This is a genomic window from Latilactobacillus parafuchuensis (genome assembly GCF_055271665.1).
In genome coordinates, this window is sequence record NZ_CM143875.1 from 567,942 (window position 1) to 592,154 (window position 24,213).

General features: G+C 42.3%; 21 protein-coding genes. 4 read left to right on the forward strand and 17 right to left on the reverse strand.

Annotated features, from left to right (window positions below; translation table 11 throughout):
- Nucleotides 1-68: 68 nt before the first annotated feature.
- The 4 genes from ACVPPQ_RS03125 to ACVPPQ_RS03140 all read right to left on the reverse strand — a co-directional run bounded on the left by ACVPPQ_RS03125 (nucleotide 69) and on the right by ACVPPQ_RS03140 (nucleotide 6,047).
- Nucleotides 69-2,432: a phosphoketolase family protein gene (locus ACVPPQ_RS03125; protein ID WP_463495650.1), complete on the reverse strand. Its 2,364-nt coding sequence runs from the start codon at nucleotides 2,430-2,432 to the stop codon at nucleotides 69-71.
- Between the two features lie 175 nt (nucleotides 2,433-2,607).
- A complete protein-coding gene (locus ACVPPQ_RS03130; protein ID WP_463495652.1) occupies nucleotides 2,608-3,339 on the reverse strand; it encodes a GntR family transcriptional regulator in 732 nt (243 codons plus the stop codon).
- Nucleotides 3,340-3,496: 157 nt separating this feature from the next.
- Nucleotides 3,497-4,732 carry a NupC/NupG family nucleoside CNT transporter gene (locus tag ACVPPQ_RS03135; RefSeq protein ID WP_463495654.1) on the reverse strand — a complete coding sequence of 412 codons (1,236 nt, stop codon included), beginning with the start codon at nucleotides 4,730-4,732 and terminating at the stop codon, nucleotides 3,497-3,499.
- A 121-nt stretch (nucleotides 4,733-4,853) separates the two neighbouring features.
- Complete coding sequence (locus tag ACVPPQ_RS03140) at nucleotides 4,854-6,047, reverse strand: LCP family glycopolymer transferase (protein WP_463495656.1); 1,194 nt, start codon at nucleotides 6,045-6,047, stop codon at nucleotides 4,854-4,856.
- A 189-nt stretch (nucleotides 6,048-6,236) separates the two neighbouring features.
- Here ACVPPQ_RS03140 and pepF point away from each other — a divergent pair, with 189 nt between their 5' ends.
- On the forward strand, nucleotides 6,237-8,045 hold the full coding sequence (gene pepF, locus ACVPPQ_RS03145; protein WP_463495657.1) for an oligoendopeptidase F: 1,809 nt from the start codon (nucleotides 6,237-6,239) through the stop codon (nucleotides 8,043-8,045).
- Between the two features lie 206 nt (nucleotides 8,046-8,251).
- Here the strand turns inward: pepF and ACVPPQ_RS03150 are convergent, their stop codons facing one another.
- From ACVPPQ_RS03150 to guaB, 9 genes are all read right to left on the reverse strand, one after another.
- Nucleotides 8,252-9,028, reverse strand: coding sequence for a metal ABC transporter permease (locus ACVPPQ_RS03150; RefSeq protein WP_035438852.1), 777 nt, complete (start codon nucleotides 9,026-9,028; stop codon nucleotides 8,252-8,254).
- Between the two features lie 34 nt (nucleotides 9,029-9,062).
- Entirely contained in the window at nucleotides 9,063-9,743 is a 681-nt protein-coding gene (locus ACVPPQ_RS03155; RefSeq protein WP_025082633.1) for a metal ABC transporter ATP-binding protein, read from the reverse strand.
- Nucleotides 9,743-10,627, reverse strand: coding sequence for a metal ABC transporter solute-binding protein, Zn/Mn family (locus tag ACVPPQ_RS03160; protein WP_463495659.1), 885 nt, complete (start codon nucleotides 10,625-10,627; stop codon nucleotides 9,743-9,745). Before ACVPPQ_RS03160 ends, ACVPPQ_RS03155 begins: the two co-directional genes overlap by 1 nt.
- A 146-nt stretch (nucleotides 10,628-10,773) precedes the next feature.
- Nucleotides 10,774-11,382 (reverse strand): hypothetical protein, encoded by a 609-nt coding sequence (locus ACVPPQ_RS03165; protein WP_025082631.1) that lies wholly within the window; start codon nucleotides 11,380-11,382, stop codon nucleotides 10,774-10,776.
- A gap of 121 nt (nucleotides 11,383-11,503) precedes the next feature.
- Entirely contained in the window at nucleotides 11,504-13,048 is a 1,545-nt protein-coding gene (locus tag ACVPPQ_RS03170) for a UDP-N-acetylmuramoyl-L-alanyl-D-glutamate--2,6-diaminopimelate ligase (RefSeq protein WP_463495661.1), read from the reverse strand.
- A 120-nt stretch (nucleotides 13,049-13,168) separates the two neighbouring features.
- Nucleotides 13,169-14,497 carry a serine hydrolase gene (locus ACVPPQ_RS03175; RefSeq protein ID WP_463495663.1) on the reverse strand — a complete coding sequence of 443 codons (1,329 nt, stop codon included), beginning with the start codon at nucleotides 14,495-14,497 and terminating at the stop codon, nucleotides 13,169-13,171.
- A gap of 4 nt (nucleotides 14,498-14,501) precedes the next feature.
- Complete coding sequence (locus tag ACVPPQ_RS03180) at nucleotides 14,502-15,698, reverse strand: sensor histidine kinase (RefSeq protein ID WP_463495665.1); 1,197 nt, start codon at nucleotides 15,696-15,698, stop codon at nucleotides 14,502-14,504.
- Nucleotides 15,698-16,384 carry a response regulator transcription factor CroR gene (gene croR / locus ACVPPQ_RS03185; RefSeq protein WP_025082628.1) on the reverse strand — a complete coding sequence of 229 codons (687 nt, stop codon included), beginning with the start codon at nucleotides 16,382-16,384 and terminating at the stop codon, nucleotides 15,698-15,700. Before croR ends, ACVPPQ_RS03180 begins: the two co-directional genes overlap by 1 nt.
- Before the next feature lie 208 nt (nucleotides 16,385-16,592).
- Nucleotides 16,593-18,074 (reverse strand): IMP dehydrogenase, encoded by a 1,482-nt coding sequence (guaB, locus tag ACVPPQ_RS03190; RefSeq protein WP_463495668.1) that lies wholly within the window; start codon nucleotides 18,072-18,074, stop codon nucleotides 16,593-16,595.
- Nucleotides 18,075-18,326: 252 nt separating this feature from the next.
- On the opposite strand from guaB, the gene ACVPPQ_RS03195 reads away from it, so the two are divergent.
- Entirely contained in the window at nucleotides 18,327-19,121 is a 795-nt protein-coding gene (locus ACVPPQ_RS03195) for a tyrosine-protein phosphatase (protein WP_025082626.1), read from the forward strand.
- A 68-nt stretch (nucleotides 19,122-19,189) separates the two neighbouring features.
- Here the strand turns inward: ACVPPQ_RS03195 and ACVPPQ_RS03200 are convergent, their stop codons facing one another.
- Genes ACVPPQ_RS03200 through ACVPPQ_RS03215 form a run of 4 tightly spaced genes read right to left on the reverse strand, consistent with a single transcriptional unit; the run spans nucleotide 19,190 to nucleotide 23,043 of the window.
- Nucleotides 19,190-20,377, reverse strand: a complete 1,188-nt coding sequence (locus ACVPPQ_RS03200) for a serine hydrolase domain-containing protein (protein ID WP_463495670.1) — start codon at nucleotides 20,375-20,377, stop codon at nucleotides 19,190-19,192.
- A gap of 8 nt (nucleotides 20,378-20,385) precedes the next feature.
- Nucleotides 20,386-21,060, reverse strand: coding sequence for a 2,3-bisphosphoglycerate-dependent phosphoglycerate mutase (locus ACVPPQ_RS03205; RefSeq protein ID WP_254680173.1), 675 nt, complete (start codon nucleotides 21,058-21,060; stop codon nucleotides 20,386-20,388).
- 12 nt (nucleotides 21,061-21,072) lie between these two features.
- Complete coding sequence (locus tag ACVPPQ_RS03210) at nucleotides 21,073-21,783, reverse strand: aspartate/glutamate racemase family protein (RefSeq protein WP_025082624.1); 711 nt, start codon at nucleotides 21,781-21,783, stop codon at nucleotides 21,073-21,075.
- Between the two features lie 6 nt (nucleotides 21,784-21,789).
- Entirely contained in the window at nucleotides 21,790-23,043 is a 1,254-nt protein-coding gene (locus ACVPPQ_RS03215; RefSeq protein WP_463495672.1) for a carboxylate--amine ligase, read from the reverse strand.
- A gap of 145 nt (nucleotides 23,044-23,188) precedes the next feature.
- Between ACVPPQ_RS03215 and ACVPPQ_RS03220 the strand changes: the two genes are divergently transcribed.
- Entirely contained in the window at nucleotides 23,189-23,389 is a 201-nt protein-coding gene (locus ACVPPQ_RS03220; RefSeq protein WP_463495674.1) for a hypothetical protein, read from the forward strand.
- Nucleotides 23,390-23,475: 86 nt separating this feature from the next.
- Nucleotides 23,476-24,087, forward strand: a complete 612-nt coding sequence (lepB, locus tag ACVPPQ_RS03225; RefSeq protein ID WP_254680171.1) for a signal peptidase I — start codon at nucleotides 23,476-23,478, stop codon at nucleotides 24,085-24,087.
- Nucleotides 24,088-24,213 lie beyond the last annotated feature (126 nt).

Below are 24,213 nucleotides of genomic sequence, written 5' to 3' on the forward strand. Positions count from 1 at the left end.
AAGCTAGATTAACCCGATTTATCAACAAAAATAGACCAGGCAGTTGCCTAGTCTATTTAAACCACTGATTAACGGAGTGGTGTCCATTGCCATTCTTCAACTTCTGGTAAATCATCGCCTTCATCACGAATGTATTGATTGTGTTTAGCAACCATATCATCCATTGATTGAGCGAATTGACCTGCTTTATCGCCAAGAACATCGACAGCCACTTCTTTAGACAAGTTGTAACGATCCATTTGGTTCAAGACCCGCATGTCGAATGGCGTTGTGATATCACCATTTTCACGGTAGCCGTGAACGTGTAAGTTATGGTTGTGACGATCAAAGAAGATGTCACGAACTAAGCCTTCAAAGCCATGGAATGCGAAGACAACTGGTTTGTCTTTCGTAAAGTACATATCAAATTCGTCATCCGTTAAACCACGAGGATCCACTTTTGGTGAACGTAATTTCAATAAGTCCACAACGTTGATGAAACGAATCTTCATGTCAGGGTATTGTTGATGCAAGATTGAGATTGCTGCTAAACTTTCTAATGTTGGTTCAGTACCAGCTGCGGCAATCACAACGTCTGGTTCAGCATCTTGATCAGTACTTGCCCAATCAATAATCTTCAAACCGTTATTAACTAAGGTTGTTGCTTCATCAATTGTAAACCATTGTTGACGTGGGTGTTTTGATGAAACGACTAAGTTAATTTTTTCTTGGCTTTGGAAAACAGTATTCATCGTTGCTAATAACGTATTGGCATCAGCTGGTAAATATTCACGGATGAATGCTGGTTTCTTTTCAGCTAAGTGCGTCAAGATACCTGGATCTTGATGGGTGTAACCATTATGATCTTGTTGGAAAACCGTTGAAGTTGCGATGATGTTCAATGATGGGTACTTGTTACGCCATGATTGTTCATCCGCTTTACGCAACCACTTGAAATGTTGGGTTAACATTGAATCCACAACGCGCAAGAATGATTCATAACTTGCAAAGAAGCCGTGACGACCCGTTAAGACATAACCTTCTAGCCAACCTTCAGCTTGATGTTCAGACAATTGTGAGTCTAAGACACGGCCAGCAGGTGCTTCGAATTGATCATTGGGTTCTTTAACAGATTCCATCCATTGACGGTTTGTGACTTCAAAAATGTGGTTCAAACGGTTTGACATTGTTTCATCAGGGCCGAAGATCCGGAAGTTTTTGTTGTCATCGTTAGCCGTGATAATATCACGGACATATTCACCAAAAACAATCATGTCTTGGGCAACGATTTTACCATGTTCTTGATTATCAAGTGCATAATCGCGATAATCTGGTAAACGTAGTTCCTTAGGATTGATCCCACCATTAGTGATTGGGTTAGCGGCCATTCGTTGGTCACCCTTAGGTGCGATTTCAGCAATTTCTGGTTTCAATTGGCCGTCTTCTGTAAATAATTCTTCAGGACGGTATGATTGCATCCAGTCAACTAACGCATCAGCATGTTGCATATCAGCACTGTCGACAGGAATTGGAATTTGATGCGCACGGAATGAATTTTCGATTGGTACGCCATCCCAAGTCTTAGGACCGGTCCAGCCTTTAGGTGCGCGGAAAACGATCATTGGCCATTCAGGACGTGTCATATCGCCATTTTCACGAGCGTTCTTTTGGATTGCTTGAATTTTTTCAATGGCTTCATCCATTGCCTTAGCAGTGGCTGGATGCATCAAATCAGGATTATCACCTTCAACAAAGATTGGTGTCCAACCCATGCCTTCGAAATACTTCGATAATTCTTCATCTGTTTTACGCGATAAAATCGTGGGGTTAGAAATCTTGAAACCATTTAAGTTTAAGATTGGTAAGACCGCACCATCATTTGCAGGGTTGATGAATGTACTTGATAACCATGAAGCAGCCAAAGGACCCGTTTCAGCTTCACCATCACCCACAACAACTGCAGCAATCACGTCTGGGTTGTCTAAGATTGCCCCAACACCGTGTGATAATGAATAACCAAGTTCGCCACCTTCATGGATTGAACCTGGTGTTTCAGGTGCGGCATGTGACGCCACCCCGCCTGGGAATGAGAACTGTTTAAATAATTTCTTCATCCCTTCAGCATCTTGCGTCATGTTTGGATAGATTTCAGTATAGCTACCATCGAGGTATGAATTAGAAACCATCACTTGACCACCGTGACCGGGGCCTTCAACGTAGAACATATTTAAATTGTATTTATTAATGGCCCGGTTTAAATGGGCGTATAGGAAGTTTTGGCCCGAGATTGTGCCCCAATGACCGATTGGTTTTGCCTTAACGTCCGTTGCTTCCAATGGCCGTTTTAATAATGGGTTGTCTTTTAAATATAATTGACCGACTGAGATATAGTTGGCAGCGCGCCAGAACGCATCTACTTTAGCGAGGTATTCTTTGCTTGAATAATCTGTCATACTAATAACACTCCTTTTATTGGGTTTTCCAAAAGTCTTTAACGACTTAACTTTAAAAATAAATTGATCAGAAAGCAAATATTATGACTACCCTTACATCATACTAAATATTCAGAAAAAGTCAACCATTTTAATAATTGGGTCGTACCAATTTATTTTTGATAAAAATAACGGCCTATTCTCGACCGCTGACAGAAACGAACGTATTGTATTTCATGTATTGATAATGGAGTCGCATCGTTGAAAATTCAAACGGCGTGCCATCGTCTAAAAAGAAAATACCCTCCATAATCCCAACGGGCTGTGTTGGTGTCAGCTGTAATTGGGCTTGATCCTCACTGGTTGAAGGTTCCGCAAAAATGGATAAAAAGGCTTTGGTCACCTCTTGATTCTTTTCTGTTTCTAAATAATTAAATATTGAGCCTGAGACAATTTTCTCAGATAATTCAGGCATGACTTTGATTGGAATAAAACCCGTTTCAATCATGAAAGGTTCTTGATCAAACAACCGTAATCGTTTAATCTCGTAAACAAAATCATCAGGTTTCAAAAATAAATCGCGTTGCAATTCTTCATTCGGCTTAATGACTTGAAAGTCGAGTAACTTAATCCCCGGTTTACGATTGCCCGCTTTAAAACTATCAGTAATCCCTAGATTTGAACCACTGTAATTAAAAAACGAACCACTCTTCAAATATAAAGGATTGATAAAGGTTCCTGAACCCCTTTTTTTAAAGATAATGCCTTGGTTGGCCATCACGTTCAGCGCCCGCTTAACCGAACTACGACTCACTTGGTAATGTTCAGTTAACGTTCGTTCATCCGGTAGTTTCATGCTGGGAAACTGATTGGCATTAATGGCCTTTTTTAAATCGGCCATAATCGTTTGATAAACTAAATCCGCCATAAGACACTCCTTTCTTCGGCTTTGAATACATGCTCATTATACATGATTCAGGCTAACCGTCTAGCCACTTTTTAGCTGAATCCGTAAAAAAAAGGCCCAACCAATTCAAAATCGAATCGGTCGGACCCTTTTTTTTAATTTATTTAAGACAGCGTGGTTACCAAACGAATAGGCCAACCGTGGCTGCTGATAATAGTGAGACTAAAATCCCAGATAGCAGCATGTAGCCGACGTTTTTAGCAATCATATCATTCTTTTCACGATCAACTAAGCCCTTGAAAGCGCCGATGATCATCCCAACTGTTGAGAAGTTGGCAAATGACGTCACAAACACCGTTAATACGGCTTGGTAATGCGGTGCAAAGGTGTGAATTGAACCGGAAACTTTACCCATGACGACGAATTCATTGGTGACTAATTTCGTCCCCATATATTGCGCGAATTCAAACGCGTGTGAGACATCTAAGCCCATTAACCAGGCAAATGGGAACATAACAATTCCCAGTAAATGTTCGAGTGTAATCCATGGATTAACCAATTGTAATAGTTTATCAATTAAGGCGGCCAAAGCAACAAAGGCAATGACGTTCGCCGTAATAATGAGCACTAATTTACCGGCGTTTAAAATTGAATCCCCTAAAAATGAGAAGAAAGGTTCGCGTTCAATTTTACCGTCTGCAGCGACTTCTTCACCGGGGGCAGCAGCACTGCCACCCATTTTAGCAATCGTGTCTTCTTCCGGTGTAACTTTAACCGGATTTAAAATATTGGTAACAATAATAGCGTTAATAATGTTGACCGGAATGGCCGTTAAAATAAATTGACCCGGCATCATCTGCGTGTAAGCCCCGATAATCGAAGCCGTCACACAACTCATCGACATCATCGCTAACGTCAACGTTCGTTCCGCCTTCATCTGTTTCAATTGTAAACTTGAAACGGCTAGGGCTTCAGTATTGCCTAAAAACATCATTTCAACCGCAAAAAACGATTCAAACTTCGGTTGGCCGGTAATCTTTGCAAGACCACGACCTAACCACTTGATAATCCAAGGTAAAATACCGATATAAGTTAAAATATCAAATAATGGAATAATCATTAAGATGGGTAATAAAACGCTGGCCACAAAGTCCATTTGTTTCACATTAACCCAACTTGGTAACGCAAAGGCAATCCCAGTGTAAGCCACTTGAACCAACCAATTAAAACCGTTAGCAGCGCCTAAAACAATATCGCGACCAATTGAAAAGCTGGTCAAGAACCAAGCTAAAACCAAGTTAATCACTAACATCGTGATGACTGCACGCCAATCAATTTCCTTCTTTTTCTTTGAAAAAATAAAGCCGACACCGATAAAGACCAACAAACCGATTACGTTCACGAGTAAATACACGCTACGTCACATCCCATCTATTTTTTGAGCACAAAAGGCCCTTTTAAATGATACCTTGCTCGCTTTTAAATGTAAACTAAGGAATCAAAAAAAGACCCTAAATTTCAGGGCCTTTTTTTGATTAATAACCGTTATTCCATTGACTCGTTGATTCTTGGGTTGACCAAGTATTATTGGTCGTTGTTGATTGGTCTGAATACGTCGTATCAGTACTCGTGTCATTCGTTGTTGTATCAGTACTTGTTCCACCATTCATCACACTTTCAGAATAAATCGTGAACTCTTGATGATATTCTAATCCAGTAAAATCCGTATTTAAGTCGTTTTGTTTCGTTTCGGCATTACTGATTGTCGTGGTCTTCAAGCCCAACGCCGTCCGTAGCACATCCGATACCCGTTGAATTTCATCATTAGTTGGGATTTGATAAGAAGAGCCTTCAATTGTGGCATCCCGACCCTTTAAATAATCTGATTTAATTGATTTCGCTGCATTCCGGTAATTAGCTTGAATGGAAACCATATCATCAAAACTTAGATTGGTCGCGACACTGTCTTCTAGCGTGTTTAAAATCGATTCAAAATTCGTTAATGATTTAAACGAAACAGCTGATTTAATCATCGACGTAATCACTTGCCGTTGCCGTTTTTGGCGACCGTAATCACCTTCTGGATCATCATAACGCATCCGTGAATAATCTAACGCCTGTTGCCCGTTCAAATGCATTTTGCCTTTTGTGAAGCTACTCCCGTTCCAAGAAAAACTGAACGGTACATCAACGTCAACGCCACCAATAGCGGTCACAATTTTAGATAAGGCGCCCATATTGACCGTGACATAGTAATCAATTGGAATATTAAACATCTTTTCAACGGTCGACATCGCCATTTTAGAACTACCAACATTATACGCCGCGTTGATTTTTTGCATATTGAAACTTTCGGCGCCTTGTAATTGCGCTAACGTATCACGGGGAATACTGACCAACTTAACTTGGTTTTTCTTCGGATTAACCGTGGCGACAATCATTGTATCGGAATTACCTTTGTCCACCCGACCATCAGCACCAGTATCGACCCCTAACAATAAAATTGAAAAAGATTTCTTATTCTTGATAGATGTCGAAACTGCTTTACCATCCGCCGGTTTATAAATTTTATTGGCCGCCGATTTAATCTGACCGCTAATGCGCATGGCATAAGCCCCGCCGCCACCAATTAGCAGAACTAGAATTAAGATGAAAACTTTTAATTTACGATGTTTTTTATTTTTTTTATATTTATCTTCTCGCGAGCCAAAATAATTAGAATTTTGCATAGGTGGTTCCTTTCTGTGTGGACCAATCTTTAAGTACGCTATTTGTATTATAGCCGAATTATATTATCAAACAATCAGTTTCAGAAAAAGTTACACAATTTTAATAATTAACAAATCACTGATATCAGTCAATTTAACGTGTTTATGTTAAAATACAGGGAAATCTTGTAATTCATGGAGGCTTTACTAATGACAACTAATCAACAACCGATACGTGAAAACATCCCGACTGAACTCACCTGGGATCTCAGTACGATTTTTAAAGATGACCAGGCCTTTGAACACGCCCTGTCGACGCTTAAAGCCACAATGCCGACCCTTCAATCCGTCGTGACCTTTGACACGGCGCTACAACTACAAGCCACTATTGAGACCGTTTTGGCTTTGTTCCGCCAACTAGAAACGGTTTACGTCTATGCTAGTCTGAAAAGCGACCAGGACACGACCAATAATCATTATCAAGGTTATCAAGCACAAGTTGATGCGCTTGCGGCTGAAGTCTCAGCGACAACTGCTTTTTTGGAACCCGCTATCTTAGCAATTCCGGAAATCCAATTAACCGACTGGTTGGCACATGAGTCCGTATTAACCCCGTATCGCCATTTCATCGATACGATTACTGCTAGTCGTGCTCACGTCTTATCCGGCCAGGAAGAGGCCCTAATTGCCGCTGCTGGCGATATTTTAGGTGCTGCGAGCCAAACGTTCAGTGTCCTCGATAATTCCGATTTACAATTTCCATCCGTCACTGACGATGCTGGTCAACCCATTCAACTGACCAACGGCGTTTATAGTCAATTATTACAATCCACTAACCAAGCCGTCCGTCAAGAAGCCTTTACCGCGTTATATCAAACGTATGGTCAATTTAAAAATACCTTCGCCAGCACCTTAGCGGCCGAAATCAAAGGCCATAATTATTTAGCGCAAGTCCACCATTATGATAATGCACGCCAAGCAGCGCTCGCACCAAAAGCCATTCCCGAAACAGTTTATACGACGTTGGTCACGGAAGTTAATCGTCACTTGCCCTTGTTACACCGCTATATTCAATTACGCCAAAAGATGCTGAAATTGCCCGAATTACACATGTATGATTTATATACCCCGTTATTGGGCAAACCCGCTTTAACCTATACTTACGAACAGGCACAAGCGACCGCTCTCGAAGCGCTTAAAATCCTGGGGCCCGATTACCAAACAATCGTCAAAGAAATTTTCACCACGCGCCAAATTGACGTCGTTGAAAATTTAGGTAAACGCAGTGGCGCTTATTCCGGTGGCGCCTACGATACGAAACCCTTTATCCTATTAAACTGGCAAGATGACCTCAACAATCTTTACACACTGGTTCATGAAACCGGCCATAGCGTGCACAGTGCGTTGACCCGTCAAAACCAACCTTACATCTACGGCGATTATCCGATTTTCGTCGCCGAAATTGCGTCGACGACCAACGAAAATTTGCTAACGGACTATCTTTTAAAAACCCAAACCGACCCCAAGGTCCAAGCTTACTTGCTGAACTACTACCTTGACGGTTTCAAAGGGACTATCTTCCGTCAGACCCAATTTGCTGAATTCGAATATTTCATCCATGAATCAGCAGCCGCTGGTAAACCACTGACCGCTAGCTTCATGTCTGATTATTATGCCAATTTAAATGCCCGCTATTACGGACCATCAGTCGCCCGTGATCCCGAAATTGCTTTAGAATGGACGCGCATTCCCCATTTCTACATGAACTATTACGTTTATCAATATGCGACTGGTTTTGCCGCAGCGACTACTTTGGCCAGCGGTATTATCAATCAAGAAGACGGGGCTTTGGATCGTTACCTGACCTATTTAAAAGCCGGTAGCTCTGACTATCCAATTGCGATTATGCAAAAAGCCGGCGTCGACATGACCAATGCTGATTACCTTAATCGGGCCTTTGCCGTTTTCGAACAACGGCTAAACCAACTAGAAAAATTATTAACGACACTCGTTGATTAACTTGAAAAGAGCCTCAGACAGTCATTGTCTGAGGCTCTTTTTTGGTTTGAAGTTCGGCTGAATCAGCATTCTGTCGTTAAAACACGCTTCTGCACACAAGCTCCTCCGCTTAGCTACGTTTCGCAAACAAAGTCCACAACCCGGACTTTATTCACGGAACTAGGCTAATGCTCAGAGCATACCCGTGTGCAGTCAGCGCTCATTTTTTATCTGCTGACGTGTCGATGGTACACCAAGGCCAGAAAATAGAAACCAAATTCAATCGTTGCAATGAAGAAAGTGACCGGCCAATTGGTGATGTAGCCTAACCACAAGCCTAACCAGACGCCTAATAAGGCAGCTCCGACTGAAATAGCCAACATCGCAGGCACACTCTTAGCCAGGTATTTCGCGATAAAAGCCGGCAAGGTCACTAAAATGAAGACCAATAGTGAACCAACAATTTGGGCGGCGATACTGACACTAATCGCTAATAAGATTAAGAAATAAATTGAAATTAAATTCGTCTTCAATCCTTGGGCTTGCGCGCCAATTGGATCGTATGAATCAAAAACTAAATAGCGATAAAATAACAGAATGCCAACAATAATCACGGCCGACAACGCCATCAACTGATAGACGTCGGCTAAACTAATTCCAATAATCGAACCGAACAAAATATTAGTCGCGTAACTGGCATTTTGATTCGACAGTGATAAGAACAATATTCCTAGCCCGATGAACAAACTAGAAATCGCACTGATTGACGCTTCACGGCGTGATTCTTTAGCACTCATCTGGCCAATCGTCACCGAACTGAGCATCGTGAATAATAACATTCCGTTTAATGGTGCAATGCCTAGGAAAACCCCAAATGAGGCGCCAGCAAAACCGATTTCCGCTAATGTATGGGCGAGAAAAGACATATTCCGAGCGACCACAAAAACGCCGATCAACCCACAGGTAATTGCTATAAAAGTACTGGCGACAAACGCATGCCGCATAAAATCAAAAGTTAACACTTAATCGTCCTCCACATCAATCTAATTCTAAGTTTGGATCTAATTCGGCAATGGGGCCCATTTCATACTGACCGCGTTTCAATAAGAGGTATTGATCAGTGTATTTCCGTGCTAATTCTAAATCATGGGTGACAAAAATAACGGTAATCCCTTGTTCCGCGTTCAATTCAGCGACTAGCGACATCACTTCTTCTTTGGTCTCAATGTCTAAACTAGCGGTCGATTCATCTAAAATCAACAAATCGGGTTTACTAATTAAGGCCTGCGCTAGATAGGCTTTTTGTTTCTCACCACCGGAAGCATTCCCTAATGTAGTTTTCTGTAAATCAGTTAAATGAGTTTGATCCAATATTTGATTCAATGCTTGTTTTTCGTCCTTTGTATGCCAAGGCAAATGACTTTTCAATTGATTTAACCCCACAAAACTCCGAATTGATAACGGATATTCTGCCTCGAGATTCCGGAACTGGGGCACGTACCCGATATGCAGATTCTGGCGTTCTGGTGTAAATAATAATTGGCCCGTTGTCGGTTGCAACGTGCCAATCAATAAGCGGACCAACGTTGTCTTACCGACACCGTTGGGACCGATTAAACTGGTCATACTACCGCGTTCAAGTTCAAAATTTAAATCTTTTAAAACGGCACGATTTCCAAAGGTAATGCCTAGCTGTTGTGCTTTAACTAATTCTGTCATTATGAATTTTGAGCCTTTCTAACTGCTTTAAATTGTTGTTGCATCCACGTTAAGTAGGTCTGTTTAGCCGGTAACGTTTCGGTTACTTGGACCACGGGGACTTTTTCTTGTTTCGCCAGTTTGTGCATCTGTTGAATAACCGGACTTTCTTCTTGCTTGTTGACCACCAGAAAAGCAATCTGGTGTTTTTTAATCAAAGCTTGCATTTGCGCAATATCCTGGGGTGATGGATCCGTGCCATCTTCAATCGCCTTGGCAAAATGACTATTGGCGACTTGATACCCCATTGCCGTTAAGGCGTAATTAAAAACCGGTTCACTGACTGCCACTTTTTGACCTTTGGCTTGGGTTTTCAAAGCATCTAATTGCGTTTGTAATTGCGTTAATTTTGCGAGATAGGCTTGACCATTTTTTTGATAAACCTTTTTATGAGTTGGATCGATTTGACTAAATTGTTTGATTAATTGGCGCGTTAATTTTGGCATCGTTTTTAAATCGTACCATAAATGTTCATTAGCACCGTCTGTTCGGTTCATTAACTGGTTAATCTGAATAACTTTTTGCGTTTTAGAATTCGAACCAGCGACCACTTTAGCTAACCATTGATCATACCCTAAGCCATTTTCGATCACGACGTCCGCTTGCGCGACCGCTTTGGCATCCTTAGTTGTTGGTTCGTACGAATGTGGGTCTAGACTGGGGCTATTAATAATCGACGTCACTTGACCGTATTGGCCTAATACCGCTTCGGCCGCTTCACCATAAAAGTCCAACGATGAGACCACTTGGATCTGATCATTGTTTTTTTTAGACTGACCGCAACCGACCATTAAAAAAACTAAAGCGCTGATTAACGCCAAACTCCCAAAACGTTTCTTATGCATAAAATACTCCATTCCTCAAATAGTAACAGTTACGTTTTACTTAGATAAGTTTACACGACTCCTTTATTTTGTCAATTGTTTTCTGAAAATAGGTAGACAACAAAAAAGCCGAGAAATTAATTCTCGACTTTTTTGTTGTCTCATGATTACCAGATTTGTTCAACTTGACCCGTTTGAGTCACAAAGTATCCCGCTCTTGGTGCATCTTCGTTAGGCGCATAAATATTGATTAAATAGCCTTGTTGCCCCTCACGTGTAATCAACCCGTTATTCAAATAAGAGGCAGATTGCCCAAACTTTTGCCCCGCTTGTTGAACGACTAATTTAATCGCTTGATTGCCATCGATTGTCGTCGGTTGGGTTGGCGTTGTTGGATTTGTATTTTGAGTACCACTTGTACTAGTCGTTTTTGAAGTTGATTGACTGGTTGTCGGTGTTTGGCTAGTTGCCGCAGTACTGCTATTAGTGGCCGTCGCTGAACTCGTTGTAGTAGCCACACTTGATTGTTCACTCGTGGCTGATGAAGTCGTCGATTCAGTCGTTGCATCCGACTGACTTTGACTAGCAGCTAAACGACTAGAGGCTTTTGAAACCTGTTTTTCACGTTTAGCCACACGACTTTCGCGCTTTTTCAAACTAACTGATACCGAACTTTGATCAGTATTATCAGTTGACTGACTAGTCGTTTGTTGACCGCAAGCCCCCAATATTAATCCGGTCATTAAAACCGTCCCAAGCACTGCTACTCTTTTCATCATAACTCCTCCTTCGCAACCGTTTACTACACCTTTATTTTAAGGATAGTTGCAGTATAGTGCAAGTTAGTTTACCTAGATTTACGAATTCTTTAAAATTGTTCACTAAGAATTAATTGGCCTATTTTTTAAGACGGTCCGCGACTTGTTTGGCAATCACCATATCCGTCGCATACGGCGTATCCACCCCGCGTACTTTTTGATAAGCATCCGCACCTTTAGCGGCTAATACCACGATTTCACCGGGGTGACTCGTTTCAATCGCTTGTTCAATCGCAGCCGCCCGATCGAGTTCGACCGTTGTTTGGACTTTCGTTTCATCAATTCCAGCCCGAATCTCGGCGGCAATCGCGGCCGGATCTTCATACGCGGGATCATCGGTCGTTAAGATGGCCTGATTTGCATATTCATTGAGGACTTGGGCAAAGCCGGCCCGACGTGAAACGCCTTTATCACCGGGACTCCCGACAACCACAATCAACTTAGAATTGTGATATTCTTTTTGTAAAAAGCTCAATAGCGCCTTCATACTGGCGTAATTATGCGCGTAATCGACATAGACTTGACCGTGGTTAGGTACCGCTAAGGTCTCCATCCGGCCGGGAATTTGTAATTGACGAATCCCTTGTTGTGCTTGTTTTAAATCAGCGCCCGCTAGCGCGGATCCGATAATGGCCGCTGTGGCGTTACTTTCATTAAAATCACCAATCAATCGCAATTGATAATCTCCCGCCACACCTAACGCGTTAGCTTGATTCGAAACGGCTGTGACCTTAAACCGGCTATCGGCCAAACTCATTTCTAAATTTTCAAACCGAAAATCAATTTCAACGGCTTCGGTCGCCTGATAAGCGGTTTCCGCAAATAGATAAATGTCTGTCGGATTCGTGGTGGCTTGCGCAGCCGCATAAACATCGGCGAAGTTCTGCGTTTGCGCATTGATCACACAAAGCCGTGAATTGACTAATAACTGTAATTTACAGTGTAAATAATCGGCAAAATCCGGATGTTCGTTCGGACCAACGTGATCTGGTGAAATGTTTAAGAAGAAGCCCACATCGTAAGTTAAACCATACACGCGATTTTTCTTGTACGCTTGCGATGACACTTCCATGACCAAATGCGTCATCCCATTTTCAACGGCTTCGCGCATATCGTGGAATAAATCCAAACTTTCCGGCGTGGTTAAATCCGATTTAAACCGTTGTTCCGGCTTAGGACCTAATACGCGATCAATCGTTGAGAATAAAGCCGTCTTTTGGGTCGTGGCTTCTTGCAAAATAGCTTGCGTGAAATAGGCCGCCGTCGTTTTTCCTTTCGTACCGGTATAGGCAATAATGAACAAATCATCTTGCGGATAATCATAAAAGGCTGCCGATAGGATTGCCATCGCCTTTTGAACATTGGTAACAATCAATGCGTTCATACCATTACCTTCGGGAATCGGTTGTTCGGCGACGTACGTGACCGCCCCTTGTGCCTTAGCATTGGTTAAAAATACGGGTCGGAAATTGCCCTTGCAGAAAAACAAGGTCTCTTCCGTTACTTTTCTGGAGTCATACGCAATTGCGGTCATATTTAAAGTGGCTGGATCATTTAAAGCCACGCTTTTTAATAAATGATGTTCTTTCAAAAGTAATATACATGCATCGAGTGTTAATGCCATCTGAATCCTCCTAGTGAATCACTGTGAATTGAATTAAGTATAGCATAATCAGCCATTTTTCGGCCAAATTAAAACGCGCCGTCAACCTTCAATTAGGCTGATGACGCGTCTGGTTTCTAATTAAAATAAATCAGTAAAAAACTCTTTAACCCCAATCCCAATTAAGACAAAAACATTGGCCTTCGGATCAGCTTTTTGAGTCTTTAATGAATAAGTGGGTTGCGTTTTTAAGAAGCGCGTTGTCGTCCCAGCAATTTGCGGACTAACTTGACCAACCATGGTGCCCTTTTTAATCGGTGCTTGGACTTGACGCTTGGTACCACCTTTGACGGCTTGGTACTGCCAATCAACGTTCTTGCTCGTCGCACCTTTCGGCAACCAGAGCATTATCGCTTGATTGGCCACTAATGGCACCGTCGCTTGTCGACCGTATTTAACGGTGGCTTTTTCATACCCCGCAATACTGGCTTGCGGTTTCACCAACGTCTGTGGTGCCCAATTATCAAAAACGTCAGTCATCAATTTACCCGTTTCGATAAATCGACGCCCGGTATCACTCCCGTTAGCGTGCAAGACCACCGTGATAATTCGTTGACCCTCTTTCGTCGCCGTTCCCGTAAAACAGTCGCCCGCTTTATCAGTTGTGCCGGTTTTCAACCCATCAACGACATAATCGGTCGACGCATTCTTTTGACCGGGTAACATTAAATTAAACGTCGTAAATTTGGTTTCATCACTGGTTTTAGAACCAAACGTGAAGCTTGCTTGCTTGGTCGTCGTCAACACGTCGGGAAAATCAGTTAATAACTTCTGAGCCACAATCGCCATATCGACCGCACTCATTTCATTTTCGGCATCTTTCGCACTACCCGGATACATGGCACCCGTCAAATATTCGTTGTTTAACCCTGAAACGGAATATAACTTAGCATCTTGAATGCCCCATTGACTAACCTGTTGCCGCATCAAATCGACGAAGTCCTTTTGCGAACCGGCAACCGCGTTGGCCAACATCATCGCGGCATCATTAGCCGACGCAATCAGCATCGCTTGGTATAACTCGCGGACAGTATATTGCCCCTCAGCTTGCAATGGCACATTGGTTAAATCTTTGTCTTGGCTCAACTTGTAAATCGTGGTATCGGGTTTAATCGTCTGTTCCCATTTCAATTTACCCTGCTTGATCTGGGTCAGCACAATATAGGCTGTAATCATTTTAGTCATCGACGCAATTGGCAACGCTTGGTCTGCATTTTGTTCAAACAAAACTTGGCCCGATTTAGCATCAACGGCAATCGCGGCGCTCGCATCAATCTTAGGGGCGGTTGGTAATGTCGCCGGGGTCGTCGTTGCAGTTACTGCCTGACTAACCGTTGTTTGCATTGCAAGACTGGCTGGCGCACCGACTAACAGACCAACCATGAGATACTGGATTATTTTTTTAAACACAATCTTACTCCTGACTATGGTGAGTATCAGCCTTAACTGGCTGACCTAACTTTAAAGGTAAGTGTATCACAAAACTGGTTAATTCTGGCGTTGAATCCGCATAAATATAACCACCATGTAACGCAATAATACTCTGCGAAATCGCCAAGCCTAACCCAGTCCCACCGGTTTCTTGCGAACGGGATGCTTCAACTCGGTAGAAACGATCAAATAACTGACTCAATGAATCACTGGGAATCTGTTGACCGTCATTTGAAACTTTAATAATCGCTTCTTGCCCGATTTTTTCAGCCTCTAACGTGATCTGATTGGCGCCTTTGCCGTATTTCAAAGCATTCGCTAATAAGTTATTAAAAACCCGGCCCAACTTTTCAGTATCAGCTTCCATCATTAACGGGGTTGGATGACATTGCACGTTAATTTGCATCCCTTTTTTCTGCGCTTCTAATTCGAAACTCGCCGCTAATTGTTCCAACATCTGTTCCATATCAAACGTTGTTTTAGTAATCGGTGTCGACGTTTGACGGACCTTCGTATATTCGAATAGATCTTCGACTAACACCTTCATCTGTTGGGCTTTTACGTAAGCCGTGTGCGTATATTTCGTTAATTCGTCACGCGTTTGATATTGCTGATCCTCAATTAAACCCAAATAACCGATAATCGAGGTTAACGGCGTACGTAAATCGTGGCTGACGTTGGTAATCAGTTCATCTTTACTCTTTTCAATCTTGCGTTCTTCGTCCATCGACCGCACGGTGCTATCGACTAGCGTATTCACACTGTCAATTACCCGTTGTAAATCACGATTGACCCGTAAATTAATTCGGTGTTCTAAATGGCCGTCCGCGATGAAATGTAGTTCACCAATGACGTGCCACATTTGCATTTGGTGGTACCGCCGAATAAGACGCCAATAGACGACGAGAATATCGGCCACCGCCATTAAGACGACAAACCAATTCTGCCAACTCCAAATATGCCATTCATTCGGTCCGATGGTGATGGCGTTTTTAATCATCCAAACACCACCCCGCAATTGCGGGTTAGTGATAATCGCTTGTTGTAAAAGCACCATGATTGAGAGGTTTAACAGCAATAACAATATGACTGTAACGACCCCTTCGGCGAATAGTTCACTTTTTTCTTTACCGGTTAACGCGACTTTTTTTAAGGGTTGATTATTATGTTGTTCGTCCATTAGACCTCGACCTTGTAACCAACGCCCCAGACGGTTTCAATCACTTTTTCACCGTCAGTGGCTTCTTCAATCTTATCCCGTAAATGGCTGACGTGGACCATAACCGTCTTCGCCGATACAATACTTTCTTGTTTCCAGACCCGTTCAAAAATATCGTCCGCCGAAAAGACTCGGTTGGGATGGCTCGCCAATAGATAGAGAATCCCGAATTCGAGTGCAGTCAATTGAATTTGTTTGCCCGCAATCGTCGTGACTTCGTGTGAATCGCGTTTAATCACCAACGGCCCGACTTCCAAAATATCTGGGACTTCAGTCGTGACGTGTTGTTGACTCCGACGCAAAAGTGATTTAACCCGCGCCATGACTTCAAGCGGATTAAAGGGCTTCGAAACGTAATCATCCGCGCCGGTAATCAACCCTTGAATTTTATCCATATCGGTTGTTTTGGCTGAGACGACAATAATCGGCACTTGGGAATCCTTGCGCACCGCTTTAATGACTTCAATCCCACTCATATTAGGCATCATAATATCTAGAATCATTAAATCAATATCTGGGTTAGTCGCAATCTTCGTTAAAGCTTCTTTACCGGTAAACGCTTGGATTGGATCGTAACCTTCATTTTTAACGTAAATACTCAATAATTCAACAATTTCTTTATCATCATCAACAATTAAAATTTTCATCATTTAGTTTACCTCGTTTTAATTTAAACTCATTTCGAGTGATTCGCTATCATTGTAACAAACTATTCGGTTTTTAGGGTTAAAGAATTCTTTAAATCCGCAATTGTTAGCCAAAAAATCCGTTCTCCTAATCGAGAACGGATCATTGTTATTTTAACGTTAATGATTCCGATACTGCAAATTTTAAGACTAACCGCTAATTCAACGTTTAACGTGCTGAGTAGTTAGGCGCTTCTTTGGTAATTTGAACATCATGCGGATGTGATTCCGTTAAACCGGCATTTGAGATTTGGATAAATTGCGCATCATCTTGTAATGCCATCAAATTAGCCGCACCGACGTAACCCATCCCTGAACGTAAACCACCCAATAATTGATAGATGACATCGCCCAAAGCACCTTTGGCCGCAACGCGCCCTTCGATTCCTTCTGGGACTAGTTTGTTCGCTTCGTTAACGCCACTTTGGAAGTAACGATCTGAAGAACCGTGTGACATGGCTGCTAAACTACCCATCCCACGATATGTTTTAAACCGACGACCTTGATAAATTTCAAATTCACCAGGTGCTTCATCCGTCCCAGCTAGCATACTACCCAGCATCACGGCGTTGCCACCAGCCGCCAATGCTTTGACGATATCGCCAGAATATTTAATCCCACCATCGGCAATAATCGTCTTACCATATTCACGGGCGACACTTGCCGCATCGTAAATTGCGGTTAATTGAGGGACCCCAACACCGGCCACAATCCGAGTCGTACAGATCGAACCAGGGCCAATCCCAACTTTAACCACATCAACACCGGCATCGTATAATGCGCGGGTGCCTTCAGCGGTTGCGACGTTGCCAGCAATTAAAGTTGCTTCAGGGAACTTAGCGCGAATTTCGGTAATCTTACGTAAGACGCCGGCTGAATGACCATGCGCCGTATCAATAATAATCGCATCGGCCCCGGCTTTTAACAACGCTTCGGCCCGATCGAACGTATCACTCGTGACACCAACTGCGGCAGCCACTAATAAACGACCGTATTGATCTTTAGCCGCATTCGGAAATTCTTGTACTTTTTCAATATCTTTAATCGTGATTAAACCCGCTAGCCGACCATCATCACCGACCAATGGTAACTTTTCAATTCGATTTTGTTGGAGGATTTGTTCAGCTTCAACTAATGAAGTCCCAGCAGGCGCAGTCACCAAATTCTCACGCGTCATTACTGTGCCGATTTCAGCAGAGAAATCGGTGATAAAGCGTAAATCCCGATTGGTGATAATCCCAACTAATTTCAAATCATCTAGATTAGAAACAATGGGTACCCCGCTAATTCGGTATTTACGCATCAAATCATCCGCCGCACTAACCGGTTTATCAGCCGTTAAATAAAACGGATCAATAATGACCCCATTTTCTGAACGTTTAACCTTTAACACTTCGTCAGCTTGACGGTCAATACTCATGTTCTTATGAACGACACCTAACCCACCTTGACGGGCCATCGCAATCGCCATTGGTGCTTCGGTAACGGTATCCATGCTCGCACTCATGATCGGTGTTTGCAGTTTAATATTCTTGGCTAATTGAACACCAAGGTCAACCTCGTTGGGTAATACGTGACTTTCAGCGGGGACCAATAACACATCATCGAACGTAAACCCTTTTTTCGCAAACTTTGTTTCCCATGCAGACATAAATCTTCCTCCATTCATGAACTTAAGTGTTGAAAAGCTAACCAATTGTTCGCTTTACCGCTAAAATTAGTTATTTTAAAATTGTTAAAACTATAGCAAATTTTTAGTGATACGTCAATTAGCTCTTATTAAAAATTCATTTTCAGTACCGCTCCTTATTTAGTAGAAACCGAACGTTTAAACTGTTGCTGTTTTTTCGACAACTTCGTTATACAATAGTACTTAGAATAAAACAGCAAAGGACTGATTAGTATGCAAGAGCATCAACGCGTTTTAGAACTCACCCGTAGCAACAATCTGCGCGAACTCGGCGGCTATCCAACAGCGGACGGTCGTACCATTAAATGGCATAAATTATTACGCTCCGGTAGTTTAAACGCACTGACCAATGATGATATCCAACGTTTGATTCAATATGGCATCTTATTCGACGTTGATTTTCGATCACGCCACGAAATTAAAGTCGCACCCGATCCGTTTGATGAACAATTCGTGACTTACCACCGTTTATCCGTCTTCCCATTTACTGATCAATCAACCGAACCAACGCCCAAAGCGGGTTTATTCGGTCGACTATTCGGTCATCAATCATCCGCAGAACCCGAATTATCAAGTATGGACAAAATGTATCAACAATTAGTCCTCGACGCGCACGCCCAAGCCGCCTATCGTGATCTATTAACCGTCTTATTAAATAATCATGACACGGATGGCGCCGTTTTATACCATTGTTCGGCCGGCAAAGACCGAACTGGTGTCGGCACTTTATTAATCTTGAGTGCTTTAGGCGTCGACCGTGAAACGATTACCAATGATTTCTTATTATCGAATCAAGTCCTCGGATTAGACACTGCAACACCAAAACGAATCAACAGCAATGATGCGCAAGTGGCCGCGATGAACGCGCAAGCCATCTCGATTGAAAGTATCAACCACGTCTATGATGTGATTGACCAACATTTCGGTAGCATGGCTAATTATCTAACCCAAGCGATGGCGTTGAAACCAACCGAAATTGAACAACTCAAAAACGACTATTTAGAATAATCACCTAATCATCAATCAAACAAAGACACGCTAGCCCGAATTGGACTAGCGTGTCTTTGTTTTGTTGCTTATGCTTTTGTTTGCATTTCACAGAATTGTTGGTACAGCGACTTCGTCAACCCAACCAAGGGGACTGGTTTGACCTTATATTGATTGGACAACAGAACAACGCCTGATTGGCCGTCTTGACTGATTTGAATGGCACTTTCGTAACCTGATTCAACCCCATGACTCGTAAAATAAGTTGGCCAATTATACACGCCACCACTGTAACTACCAGTTTGCGTATGCCGTAATTGATGTAAACTATTTTTACTGATAATCCGCCCCTGCACAATTGCCTGTTCAACTTGAAATAAGCTACTGGCCGTGGCGTACATATTCCCCGTGCCAATTTCCCGGGTATACGTAAAAATGGGCACCGGAACAGCTTCACCATAAAAATTATTCTCAACGGTATACGAAACAGCTTGCTGACCGGCAATACTATTTGGCATAAATCCAAATGACGTCAACGCCAGCGGTTCACTCACTTGTTTTTCAAATAGTTGTTGATACGATTGATGGGTCACCTTTTCTAAAACACCCGTTAATAATAAATAGTTCACTGGCGCATAGAAATGTTTGCCAATATTTTGAACTTTCAAATGATCAAACGCAAACGCGAATCGTTGTTGCTCCGTCAAATCAACAGTCGGCGCCTTAGTTTCAATCAATCCCGACTGCATGTCCAACATCATTTGAATGGTGATTTTCTGACCCTCTTTAATTTGTGGGTAATATTGGCCAATCTTATCCGTTAATTTTAATTGACCCGCTTCGACCGCTTTCATCACAAGTGCAGCCGTCAATGATTTCTGGACCGAGGCAATCTGATACGTCGTTTGCGGTGTAATTAGTTTTTGTTGTTCATAATTCGCATAACCGCGACCGTCTTGATAGATAATCCGGTTATTTTTAACTAATAAAATCGTGCCACTAAAATGACTATCCGTTAATTTTTTCTGTAATACTTGTTGTTGGACACCCGTTAACTGGTTCGTCTTGCGAGTATCGATTGCGGAATGATTATCTTTAGCCACTTGCTCTGCCAATTGCTTTTGAGTTGTTTGTAATTGTTGTTGCACTTGTTTTAATCGTTGATTAGACTGACTTGCTTGCACCACCAATTGGTGTCGGTAGTGGTGGGCCGTTGCACCAATTCCCAAAACAAATAGTCCAACGATCAGAATCGCGATTGTTATTTTCTGTTTCATCATCAACTTTAGCCTAAACGTCCTTTCTCAATCAATTGGAGTGTTGCATCAAATTGATAGTACAATGCCTCCCCGTTAGCGACTTCAACCCCATCGATTGCTTGATCTGAGATCTGCTCAATGACTTTAATCAGCGCCCGCAATGTCGACCCATGCGCAACCACTAACTGATCACGACCTTGTCTTAATCCCGGTACAATTTGATCTTGCCAATACGGCAATAATCGTTGGGTCGCTTGGGCCAAACTTTCGCCCCGTGGCCGACTTGCTAGTGGGACTAATCGATAGCGCCGTTCCTGCGACACCTGCGTAAGTAATGGTGGAATAGCTGTATAGCTCCGGCGCCACCGTGCGACTTGCGCCACACCAAAAACACTTCGCGTGGTTTCTTTATTCAACCCCCGCAAAGCGCCGTAATGTCGTTCGTTTAATCGCCAACTCTTGGTCATTGGAATGGCTAATTGATCCATTTCTTCCAAAATGATATAGCTAGTTAAAATCGCCCGTTTTAATAGCGATGTATGGACTTGGGCAAATTGAATCCCAGTCGCTTGAAGTTGTTGCCCAACTTGGTGGGCTTCCAAACGACCTTTATCCGTCAGTGGTACATCTGACCAACCCGTGTAAGTGTTTAATTGGTTGGCCAAACTTTCACCATGTCTAACAATTACTAATTTTGCCATCATTCATCAAACTCACTTTTCTCGTAACTTCAACGCCAATTCAATCGACCGATCAACTAAAACTGATTGTGAATCAACGACTGGAAAAGTGTGATCCGGTGCCCATTCTTGCGCTAATGATAATTCAGTACAGCCTAAAATGACCGCATCACAATCGCCTTCAGTGATCATCGTTTCTAAAATGGCGTGATATTTAGCACCACTCATCTTCGCTTGACCTTTGATGTCGTTAAAAATTAAATCCATCGTCCGCTCTTGCAATGCTTCGCTTGGTTTAACAATCTTGTAACCAACGGTCGCCAACTCCTGGTCGTAAATACCGTCAGTGACGGTCCCTTTAGTCCCTAGAATACCAATCCGTTTTGCGGTTGGATAAGTCGTTTGAATACTCTTAACCGTTTCACGGGGCATGTGCACGATTGGTGCTGAAGCCGCTGCTTGCAACTCATCATAGAAATAATGCGCTGTATTACAAGCAATCACGAAAAAAGCCGGCTTCAATAAGCTTTGTTGTTGAATATCTTCTAATAAGTAAGGGGCTGGATTAGGTTGCGTATGGTCCATTAAATAAGTCGAACGATCAGGAATCGTCGCATGATTGACCACGATATAATCCAAGAAATCTTGATCTTTTTTAGATGGTGTCCGCTGATTTAATAACCGAATGTAACTTTCAGTCGCGGCCGTTCCCATCCCGCCAAGCACTGTAAAAAATTGTTTCATCATCAATTACCCTTTGTTTTCTTTAAAATAACGTGCAAAATTCTTACGATAATTATGCAACATCCATTTCGTCAATAACCAACGTTTAACGTTATTATCCTTGGCATATTGGAAAGTCGTGCCGTAGCGGCCTTGTTTAATTAACGCTAATGCGCGATCTTTGTCCGCATTATCCCGCGTATATTTCTTAAAGACGTCAACAGACACGCCTAACCATAAAGCTGCTTGACTATCATCTTGATTACCATAAACGGTTGGTTGGTCTTTTAAATCACCCGTTACGTAATCTTGAACCACCCATTGCGCTAAATTATAACCGTTCAACGTGACAAAGAAACTACTGCGACCTTGCCGTAAATTGATTTCAAATAACTTGAAGGTTTGATCCCGTTCGTCAAATTTCATATCAAAATTAGCGTAACCCGTAAAACCAATCGCTTCTAAGAAGGTTTGAATCTGATGATAAATGGTTTCATTATATTCAGGGATAATCGCCACGTAATTTCCAATCGCAGCTGGCGCTGGATCTTCCAATAAAGGATGACCCAAACACATCATCTTCACTTGGTGGTTTTGATCCACGTAGGCGTTTAACACGCGCATCCGACTGTCATCACCAGGAATGAAATCTTGTAGAATTAGATCTGACGTATAACCACTAGCGTAAATTTTTTGAATAATCGCATCAAATTCAGCCTGTGATTGAATTCGGAACGCCTTTTTACGGCCTTCAAAATGCACATCTAACCATTCAACTGAATTCGCTGGTTTCAATGCGACTGGATAACCAAATGGTTGCGTTACTTGTCCAGCATTCACCATCTCATGCGTAATCGTTTTGGTTTTAGGATAAGGTAAATCGTATTCTTCGCAGACTTGATAGAAATTTTCTTTGTTATTTAACCGTTTCAACAAATCATAATCGATATAAGGACAAACAAAAGCAGCTTGCAATTCTTGCTTATGCTTGGCAATCAATTCGGCATACCCATCCCCACAACCGATTAAAATCACGGGTTCATCATGGGTTTGGTACGTTAAAATTAATTCCCGCATTTTTTCAATAAAAACGGGATCTTCGCTGAAACCTGGTACGATTTCGACATCGACAATTTTAGTATAACGAGTTGGTGCTAGTTCAGCACCTGCGTAAGCTTGGACTGGTTTTCCCGTTAGTTCATAAAACGAACGCGCCATCCCATAAACGTTAAAGTCGCTTCCTAATAAAATCGGTGTAAATTTTGATTGAATTGTTGGCATTCCGTTCACCTCTTAAGCAATATTGTTCTTAGTATACCACGAACACCGCTGCCTTGATAAATTCTGTTTATGATTTATCAATTACCTAACAACTTTGTCACACCAGCTGCCGATTCGTTAGTTGATTCAATGGCGCTGATGAGCAATGCCCGCTAAAATGGACTTAACATCAAATAAAGGGGTCTTGAATATGTTACGTAAAATCGCAAGTTGGATGGTGCCACTCATTGGCATTTTGGGTATTAGTTATTTAATGTTGGGCCACTATCTACCCACTCATCAACCAAGCACAACTGTTCAAGCCGATCGTCAGTCCCTACAAGGTTTCCACCGTATGCAACGTTAATTAGTTAATCAGCTATACAATTTCGTTGTCATCAATTGATTAGTTGTAGTACAATGAGATTATTGACTTATTAAGGATGTGCGGAAATGTCAGCTAAAACAAAAGAATTCTGGAAATCTGTCTTACAAATCATATTATTATCTGCTGTAATGATTGGGATTGCTCAGTTGCTGCTCACCTTTGTGATTGCCAACGAGCAAATTTTTGGGCCTTCAATGCAACCCAACTTTTCTCAATACGATCGGGTAATTGCTTTACGCCACACGAAAGTTGAACGTGGCGACGTCGTCATCTTGAAAGCCCCTGATGCCCCCGGTGAATTCTACATCAAACGGGTCATTGGCTTACCAGGCGATACCGTCCGCTTCGACAAAGATCAACTCTACGTTAACAATAAGAAAGTTAGCGAACCTTATTTAAAAGAATATAAGGCTGATTATTCAACCTATCTCGCCGGTTCTAATTACTTCACCGTCAAACCGAATTCAACCGATTCGTCATTTGACCTGAAAGATTTATTAGGCCGCAGTACCGTGCCGGCCAACCATTATTTCGTGATGGGTGATAACCGAACGGTCTCAAAAGACAGCCGCTACAAAGCTGTCGGTTTCATCAGCGACAATTCGAAAAAATACAACGGCATCCAAGGCGTCGTCAAACTACGCTACTGGCCACTAACAGAATTTAAGGTCTATTAATCAGAGTGTTGCCCAAGCCGGTTAACTTCTGAGTATAGCCTAAAAAAGAAGTGTGTTACCGATTTTTGGTGACACACTTCTTTTTGTAGCTAGACGGAAGAAGTTGGCTTGGGAAGCACGTTTTAA